An 8,084-nucleotide genomic window follows, 5' to 3' on the forward strand; every position below is an offset into this window, starting at 1 on the left:
GGCCACCCGCTCTAGCACAAAGTCTCGACGTCGGCGGTGCGCGATGTTGGGGCGATCAGAAACCGAAAACCCCGCCACTCTGGCGAGCGGCGGGGCTTTAATGGTGGGCGTGGCAAGGATTGAACTTGCGACCCCTGCGATGTCAACACAGTGCTCTACCACTGAGCTACACGCCCGAGGTGAGCGCCTCTAGCGGGGGGCGCCGGGTAGCGCAAGCACTCAATTCAACTCGTTCAGCACGTCGACGCTGAACAGGCGATCGACCTCCAGCACCAGGTCGCGCAGGTGGAACGGCTTAGACAGCACGCGCGCCTGCGGCATCGCGCTGCCGGCCTTGAGCGTGACGGCCGCGAAGCCGGTGATGAACATGACGCGCAGCGCGGGCACCAGTTCGGACGCCTTCTGCGCGAGCTCGATCCCGTCCATTTCGGGCATCACGATGTCGGTCAGCAGCAGGTCAAATGCTTCCTGCTCCAGCAGCGGCAGCGCCGCGGTGCCGCGGTCCACGGCGCTGACCGAATAGCCCGACCGTTCCAGCGCGCGCGTCAGATATTCGCGCATTACCGCGTCGTCCTCGGCCAGCAAAATCTTGATCATATCACCCTCGATCGAACGGCTGCGACTATGGCGCGAAGAGCTGAAACATTCCACCGCCGGAAATGGTGAACGCTGTCGCAATGCGGCACGCGGTGTTGCCCCTGCGGCGAAGCTTCCATAGGCTGGCCGGGCATGTCCGCATCGTTTCGCATCATCGGCAGCGCGGTGCCCGAGACGCCGGTGGTGCTGTCGGTGCCGCACGCGGGGCGCCTCTATCCGCCCGCGATCGGCGCAGCGTTGCGCGCACCCCCCGCGAGGCTGTCAGCGCTGGAGGACCGCTACGTCGACCACGTGGCGCTCGGCGCGCGGCGGCACGAAACGCTGCTGTTGCAGGATGCGCCGCGCGCGTGGATCGACCTGAACCGCGCCGAGCATGAGCGTGACCCGCTGCTGGACGACGGCGCGAGGCGGACGAACCTGTCGGCGAAGGTCCGCGCCGGTCTGGGCATCGTGCCGCGGCGGACCGGGGCGACGGGCGACATCTGGCGTCGGCGGCTGCGCGCGGAGGAGGTCGAGGCACGGATCGCGTCCGATTACAGGCCCTATCATCAGGCGCTGGGCGAGGTGCTGGCGCGCGCGCGCGACCGGTTCGGCATCGCGGTGCTGCTCGATCTCCACTCCATGCCGCCGCTGCCCAGCGGACGGACGCGGATGGTGGTGGGAGATCGCTTCGGCCAGGCGGCGGCGAGCCGCTTCGTGGAGCGGGTGCAGGCGGAGATCGAGGCGCACGGCCTGATCCACGCGCTGAACAGCCCCTACGCTGGCGGACATATCCTGGAGCGTCACGCGCGACCGACCGAGGGCGTTCACGCGGTGCAGCTCGAGATCGATCGGTCGCTCTATCTCGATGGGCGTCTGGACATGGTGGGCGCGGGGCTGGCGCGCACGACGGCGCTGGTCCGCGCGATCATCGACGGGCTGTCCGAGGAGGCGATCGGCGACGCGAACGCGGTGGCGCAGGCCGCCGAATGAAAAAAGCCACCGTGCTGGAAGCACGGTGGCCGAGGTTCAGGGAGGAGACACATCCAAAGATGTGTCATACGGCCTTGCGAAAGGGGGGACACAAGAACCGTACGCTTCAAACATAGGAGTGTGGTCAAAGGTTTCAAGCAAATGGCGGGAAATTTAGCGCGCGATTGCGGCGTCCCGTCGCGATCAGCGGCGTAAAGCCGGCGCCATGCGCGCGAGGACGTGATCGCGCAGGATCAGGTGGTGTCGCAGCGCCGCCGCGACATGGAGCACGACGAGCGCCAGCATCAGCCAGCCGAGCAGTCCGTGCACCTTGTCCGCGACATCGGCGGTCGCGCTCGTCACCGGCAGCAGCGGCACGTCGAGGAGGCCGAACCACGACAAGGGCCGCTTCGCCTCGGGGCCCGACACCAGCGCCCAGCCGGTCAGGGGCATCGCCAGCATCAGCGCGTAGAGGGACCAGTGCGTTGCGTGCGCGGCGACGCGCTGCCACACCGGCGTATCTGTGGGAAGCGGCGGCGGACGGTGCGCGAGGCGCCACGCGACGCGGGCCAGCGTCAGGGCGAGCACGGTGATGCCGATTGCCTTGTGCGCGCCCATCCAGGCGCGCAGCGCGGGGACAGACTCGTGCCCGAGCCCGATCACCAGATTGGCGATCACCAGCACCGCGATCGTCCAGTGAAACGCGATCGCGACCGACGAGTAACGAGCCGTGTCGGTGCGTGATCGCGTCATGACCTATCCTTCGATCAGAAGGAGAGCTGCGGCTGCGGCATCTTGCCCAGATTGACCTGCCGCGCGAAGATCTCGCGCATCAGCGCCAGCGAGAACAGGTGCGCGTAGATCAGCGGCAGCATGCCCGACTGCGAGATCTTGCGCAGCTGGTCGCCGCGCAGGTCGGACAGCTTCTCCTCGTTGATCATCTGGAAGCCGCGGTACACGAACGGCTGCTCGACGCCTTCCTGCTGGATCGACACCTCGCCGTCCATCAGCAGCTCCATCTCGCGCAGCTCCTTCATGAACTGGCTGGTGCGGGCACCCGCCTGCTCGAACTGCTCGGTGAACTGGAGCACGTTCTGCACCAGCTGCGTCGGCTTGCCGTCCTCGAACATCGGCTCGCCGTCCTCGAATGGGCCGATCGTGTCGGAGGTGGGATCGAAGCACAGCGACAGCTCCTGCGCGTCGGGGCTGAGGCGCGCGAGCATGTATGGGTAGCGGCGGATGTAGGCCGGCACGTAGAAGTTCTGGTCGAGCAGCTTGCCTTCCTCGTCGACGAAGACGTTGACGCCCTCGTTCAGCCCCATCAGTCCAATCGGGATCGCGTCGTCGCCGACCGAGAAGACGATCGGCATAAAGCGCTGCACCAGCGGGAATTCCTCCACCGTCAGCGGCACCGCGTGCTGCTGGACCAGGAACGGCGCGACGTTCGCCGGGCGGATGCGATAGTTCGCGTGAGCCTCGCTCGAGAGCGGCTCCAGGCCATTGTAGAAGAGCGGAAGCTGCGGCGCGCTGGCCATGAACATATACTCCGGATCAGGTCGTTACGAATGTGCGCGAAAAGTTCCTCGCGCCCGGTTCATGTTCGGCAGGTATTCGGTGGCGCTCGCGCGCGCAAGCGTCACGAGGTCGCGAGCGGTCAGCCAGCAATTGGCGAATCGACGCTGACGAGCTTGCCGGGATTGAACAACAGCTGCGGGTCGAGCGCGCGCTTGATCGCGCGCAGCGCGCCGATCCGCGCAGGCGAGGACAGGCGAGCGAGTTCGGCAAGCTTCATCTGCCCGATGCCGTGCTCGGCCGAGATCGAGCCGCCCGCCGCGACGACGAGGTCGTGGACGAAGGCTGAGACGACCGGCACCTGCTCGCCATACCATCGCGTGGGGTCGGCACCTCTGGGCGCGCGGACGTGGAAGTGGACGTTGCCGTCGCCGAGATGCCCGAAGCCGGACGCGCGGGTGCCGGGGAAGCGCGCCTCGCACGCGGCCGCCGCCTCGACCATGAAGCGCGGCATCGTCTCGACCGGCACGGAGATGTCGTGCTGCGCGGCGGGGCCGGTCGCACGCTCCGCGTCGGAGATCGACTCGCGGATACGCCAGAAGGCATCCGCCTGCGCCTCGCTCTTGGCGATCGTCGCGTCGCGGATCAGGGCGTCGTCGACTGCCGCGGCGAGCACGTGCTCGACGAGTGCGGCGGGATCGGCGTCGGGATTGTCGGCCGTCACCTCGACGAGGACGTGCCAGGGCGCGTCGGTGGAAACGGGCGCGCGGGCGTCGGGCAGGTAGGCGAGAACGGCGTCGAGCGACTCGCGCGGCAGCAGCTCGAAACTCTCGACCGCCTCGCTCGCCCCCTGGAACCGCCGCAGCAGCGACAAGGCGTCGTCGGGCGACGCGAGCGCGACCCACGCCACCGCGCGCGCCGCGACCGTGGGTACCAGCCGCAGCGCCGCAGCGGTGACGATGCCCAACGTGCCTTCCGCGCCGATCAGCAGCTGGTTGAGGTCGTAGCCGCGATTGTCCTTCTTGAGCGGTGACAGACTGTCGTGGAGCGAGCCGTCGGGCAATACCGCCTCCACGCCCGCGACCAGCCCGCGCATCGTGCCGAAGCGCAGCACCTGCGTGCCGCCGGCGTTGGTCGACACCAGCCCGCCGACGGTCGCCGAGCCGCGCGCGCCCAGCGTCAGCGGGAAGCGTCGACCGGACGACAGCGCCGCCGCGTGCAGGTCTGCCAGGATCACGCCGGCTTCCGCGACCGCGAGGCCGGCGGCGGCGTCCAGCCTGCGCACCCGCTTCATGCGTCGCAGCGACAGGATGGCCGCGCTCCCATCCGCGGGCGGGGTGGCGCCACCGACCATGGAGCTGTTTCCGCCCTGCGGCACCAGCGGTACGCCGTGGCGCGCGGCGGCGCGCACCACCTCCTGTACCTGCGCGCTGTCTTCGGGCTCGATCATCAGTTGGGCCTGCCCGTGATAGCGGCGGCGCCAGTCGACGAGCCAGGGGGCGATCAGGTCGGGGTCGGTCACCAGCGTGCGGGGCGGCATCGTCGCAGACAGCTGGTCGATTAAGCGGGCGAGAACGGGTGTCATGCGGCTGACGTGGGATGAGTTCATCGCGCGTTCAAACAGGTCGAGGCACTTTTACCCAGTTGATGTCCACGCGCGTATCCTCCGTCCGACCGCTAGCTTCCGCTCTGTTGCTCGTCGCCGCGCCGGTGCTGGTGTCGGCGCAGGTGCCCAATTGGGCAGGTGACGAGTACGCGCAGCTGACCATCCACGAGCGGCTGATCGTCCGTATCCCGCACGTGCCGATGTCGCGGTCCGCGTCCGCACTGAACGCTCGGGCGGTCGCGCCGGCGTGGCGGGAGAAGAAGGGGCCGCGCTGCCTCGAGATGAAGTCGCTCACCGGAGCCGCGATCGGCGGCGAGGGCGAGGTCGACCTGATCGTGGAGGGCACGCGGCGGTACCGCGCGCGCCTCGACGGGCAATGTCCGACGCGCAACTTCTACTCGGGATTCTACCTGAAGCCGACCAAGGACGGGAAGATCTGCGCCGGTCGCGACATCATGCGCTCACGCTCGGGTGCGCGGTGCGCGATCGATCGGTTTCGCAAGCTCGTTCCCGATCGTTGAGCGGAGACGCGCGGTCCGCGTCCCCGCCGATATCCTCGGATCAGCCGATCACGCGGCCGTCGACTACGCGGGGCTGTTCGGCGCGCGCGGTGGTGGACGCGTTCGCCATCGCCGCGGCGGTGCCGGTCGCGGGACGGACCTGGAACCACTCGGGACGGTCGATCGCGATCAGGAACGCAAGGACGCTGAGCCCGAAGGCGAGCATCAGCAGCGAGGCACGCGCCGATTCGATGAGGCTGCGGTGCTGGGTATGCGGATCGTGCATGCGCGGACCTTCTCTCAATGACCCGCGTGATCTAGCCCGCCGCATTCGAATGGCGTGTGATTGTCGCGTGACATTTGCTTGCTGCAACGCAGCGTTACAGTCGAGCAGCAAGCACGCCGTCCGGCACGAGCGCGCGATACCAGTCGGCGGGTGGTCAGGCCTGCTTGCGCGCGACGCGGGCGGCGGCGATGCTGCCGAGCATCGTCTCATACTGCGCCATGGTGTAGCCGGCGTCGGTGAAGGCGGTCAGCGCGCTGGTCGGGACGGTGTAGCCGTGGTGCCAGCTGAGCACCGCCATGCGGCGCAGCGCCTCCAGCTGCGGGTCGGCGAGCCGTGGGTTAGGACGCGACCCGAACAGCCCGCCCATCGCGACCGACAGGCGCGAGGGCGCGCGCAGGCTGGACAGGCGATCGCCGCGCGCGACCGCGACCACCGACCATTCGAGCGCGCTCAGCTGACCCGCGGGAGCAGGGGCGTCGGGCGCGGTCGCGGGGACGGGATCGTGGCGCGGGGCAGGGGCGAGCAGCGGGTCGTGCGCGGCGGCGAAGTCGATATAGGCCATGACGGTAACTCCCTGACACGTGCGGGCGTGCGGCCGCGATCATGGAACCATGGTCGCGCTCGTTGGTGGTCGCGGTGCGTGGGGACGTACCGCGGGATCGGCGTTGCTGGTGGACGGCGAACCGGCCGGGGTTGAACTGATCACCCCGGGGTCGAGGTGAGTACCTTTGTATACTCAGCGGTATATAAACACGCCAGGATCAGGTCAACAGCTTTCTATACCGGCCGGTAAAATAATTGTGGAAGGCGAAGAACGGCGCGGCGATCAGCGCGTCGGCCACATCGCGAGGCTGGTGTCGACCACGCGTTCCAGATCGGCGCGGGTCGCGCCCGAGCCGGCCTGCACCGCCATGCCCTGCAGGATGGCGTAGAGGTAGGCGGTCAGCGCCTCCGGCTCGAGATGCGCGGGCAGGTCGCCGTCGCGCTGCGCCTGGTGGAAGCGCGCGACCAACGCCGCCTGCGACGAGGCGCGGCGCTTCATCACGTCGGCCTTGATCGATTCGCCCTCCGCGCCGCACGCGCTGGAGGTGATGACGCGCAGGCAGCCGCCGGGGCCGCAGTCGTTCGCCTGCGCCGCGATCGCGCCGCGCATCAGATGCTCGGCCACCGTGCGCGCGGTCGGCTGGTCGAGCGCCTCGCGCGTGTAGGCGAGCTTCTCCGCCTCGTAGAGGTCGAGCGCCTTGTGGAACAACGCCTCCTTGTTGCCGAAGGCGGCGTAGATGCTGGGCTTGGTGATGCCCATCGCCTGCGTCAGGTCGGCCATGGTCGCGCCCTCGTAACCCTTGGCCCAGAACACGCCGAGTGCGGCGGTGAGCGCGGCGTCGACGCAGAACTCGCGCGGGCGCCCCTTGGGCGCGGGGCAGGCGGTGGCGGCGTCGAGGGCGGGATCGCTGGTCAGGACTTCCATAACGTCCGGTATATAATTGAAAGCGCGCGAAAGTCCACCGGTGCGGCGGCGGGTCGGCCGAGGTAATTCGGCGGGGTGGCGGTGGAAGGTGAGGCTAAGGTGAGGCCAAGGCGCGCGGCGACGGCGGAAGGTGAGGCTAAGGTAAGGCCAACGCGTGTTGTCGTCAGTCGCCTGCTCGCGCGGTGGGGAAGAATCCGGTTCGGGGTGTCGCGGACGTGGACGCACATGGGGCCGGGCGTAGCGGACGTGCGATCGTGTAGGACAGTGTGGATCGGGCAGGAGCAGCCGTGGGGTTCTGGACGCGCGCGGGTTGCGGGAGGGCCGCGGCGGTAGCGCGCTCTCGCGGTCGTGAGCGGCGTTTCTGGGAGGAGCCGTGCCGGGTCGGGTAGGTATGCTCGGGTCGGAACGGGGTTGGGGATGTCGGGCGGGCGTCTTGTGTCCGCCACGGCGTCAGACAGTGCCGGCTACGCCGGCGCTGCTGCCCGCCGTGGCGAGTCGCGGGATTGCTTGAGCAATCCCGGGCCGCCCGCACCGAGCCCTGCCGTGGCATCTCCTGAGATTGCCTGGGCAATCTCAGGACTGCCCGCTTAATGACAGGCGAGAGTGCCGAGTGCGCAGTCAATGATCCGGGGGATCATTGACAAGCCAGGCACTCGTCATAATCGGTCGTCTCGCCGAACTCGTACTTCGGCTTCTCGATCGTATTGTCGTTCTCAACGCCGCCCGCGAAACCGGCGCGCTGCACCGACTTGGAGCGGAGATAGTAGAGCGACTTGATGCCCAGTTCCCACGCGCGGAAGTGGAGCATTAGGAGGTCCCACTTCTCGACGTCGGCCGGGATGAACAGGTTCAGCGACTGCGCCTGGTCGATATAGGGCGTGCGGTCGCCGGCGAGTTCGAGCAGCCAGCGCTGGTCGATCTCGAAGCTGGTCTTGTAGCAGTCCTTCTCGTCCTGGTTAAGGAAGTCGAGGTGCTGGACCGACCCGCCATGCTCGAGGATCGAGCTCCACACGGCTTCCGAATCCTTCGACTTCTCGGCCAGGATCTTCTTGAGGTACGGGTTCTTGACCGCGAAGCTGCCCGACAGCGTCTTGTGCGTGTAGATGTTGGCCGGGATCGGCTCGATGCACGCGCTGGTGCCGCCGCAGATGATCGAGATCGACG

At 68.2% G+C, this 8,084-nt stretch carries 9 protein-coding genes, 1 tRNA gene and 1 pseudogene; 2 read left to right on the forward strand and 9 right to left on the reverse strand.

The window, feature by feature from the left end; translation table 11 throughout:
- Positions 1-101: 101 nt before the first annotated feature.
- Positions 102-176 (reverse strand) — tRNA-Val (locus tag ACFDS6_RS12350).
- Between the two features lie 43 nt (positions 177-219).
- Complete coding sequence (gene cpdR / locus ACFDS6_RS12355; RefSeq protein ID WP_375272475.1) at positions 220-597, reverse strand: cell cycle two-component system response regulator CpdR; 378 nt, start codon at positions 595-597, stop codon at positions 220-222.
- 132 nt (positions 598-729) lie between these two features.
- Between cpdR and ACFDS6_RS12360 the strand changes: the two genes are divergently transcribed.
- Entirely contained in the window at positions 730-1,569 is an 840-nt protein-coding gene (locus ACFDS6_RS12360) for an N-formylglutamate amidohydrolase (RefSeq protein ID WP_375272476.1), read from the forward strand.
- A gap of 183 nt (positions 1,570-1,752) precedes the next feature.
- On the opposite strand, the gene ACFDS6_RS12365 is transcribed toward ACFDS6_RS12360, so the two are convergent.
- The 3 genes from ACFDS6_RS12365 to ACFDS6_RS12375 form a co-directional block, all read right to left on the reverse strand.
- Positions 1,753-2,301, reverse strand: coding sequence for a cytochrome b (locus ACFDS6_RS12365; protein ID WP_375272477.1), 549 nt, complete (start codon positions 2,299-2,301; stop codon positions 1,753-1,755).
- 14 nt (positions 2,302-2,315) lie between these two features.
- Positions 2,316-3,083, reverse strand: a complete 768-nt coding sequence (locus tag ACFDS6_RS12370; protein WP_375272478.1) for a SapC family protein — start codon at positions 3,081-3,083, stop codon at positions 2,316-2,318.
- Between the two features lie 119 nt (positions 3,084-3,202).
- Positions 3,203-4,669: an FAD-binding oxidoreductase gene (locus tag ACFDS6_RS12375; protein WP_375272479.1), complete on the reverse strand. Its 1,467-nt coding sequence runs from the start codon at positions 4,667-4,669 to the stop codon at positions 3,203-3,205.
- An 83-nt stretch (positions 4,670-4,752) separates the two neighbouring features.
- Between ACFDS6_RS12375 and ACFDS6_RS12380 the strand changes: the two genes are divergently transcribed.
- Positions 4,753-5,187: a hypothetical protein gene (locus tag ACFDS6_RS12380; RefSeq protein WP_375272480.1), complete on the forward strand. Its 435-nt coding sequence runs from the start codon at positions 4,753-4,755 to the stop codon at positions 5,185-5,187.
- Positions 5,188-5,227: 40 nt separating this feature from the next.
- Here ACFDS6_RS12380 and ACFDS6_RS12385 read toward each other — a convergent pair whose 3' ends face one another.
- From ACFDS6_RS12385 to ACFDS6_RS12400, 4 genes and pseudogenes are all read right to left on the reverse strand, one after another.
- Positions 5,228-5,452: a hypothetical protein gene (locus ACFDS6_RS12385; RefSeq protein WP_375272481.1), complete on the reverse strand. Its 225-nt coding sequence runs from the start codon at positions 5,450-5,452 to the stop codon at positions 5,228-5,230.
- A 154-nt stretch (positions 5,453-5,606) separates the two neighbouring features.
- Positions 5,607-6,014, reverse strand: coding sequence for a hypothetical protein (locus ACFDS6_RS12390; RefSeq protein WP_375272482.1), 408 nt, complete (start codon positions 6,012-6,014; stop codon positions 5,607-5,609).
- Positions 6,015-6,278: 264 nt separating this feature from the next.
- Positions 6,279-6,920: a TetR/AcrR family transcriptional regulator gene (locus ACFDS6_RS12395; protein WP_375272483.1), complete on the reverse strand. Its 642-nt coding sequence runs from the start codon at positions 6,918-6,920 to the stop codon at positions 6,279-6,281.
- Positions 6,921-7,554: 634 nt separating this feature from the next.
- Positions 7,555-8,084, reverse strand: a pseudogene (locus ACFDS6_RS12400) (ribonucleotide-diphosphate reductase subunit alpha); the annotation flags it as partial.

The sequence above is a fragment of the Sphingomonas sp. genome, assembly GCF_042095875.1.
Taxonomy (GTDB): Bacteria; Pseudomonadota; Alphaproteobacteria; order Sphingomonadales; family Sphingomonadaceae; genus Sphingomonas.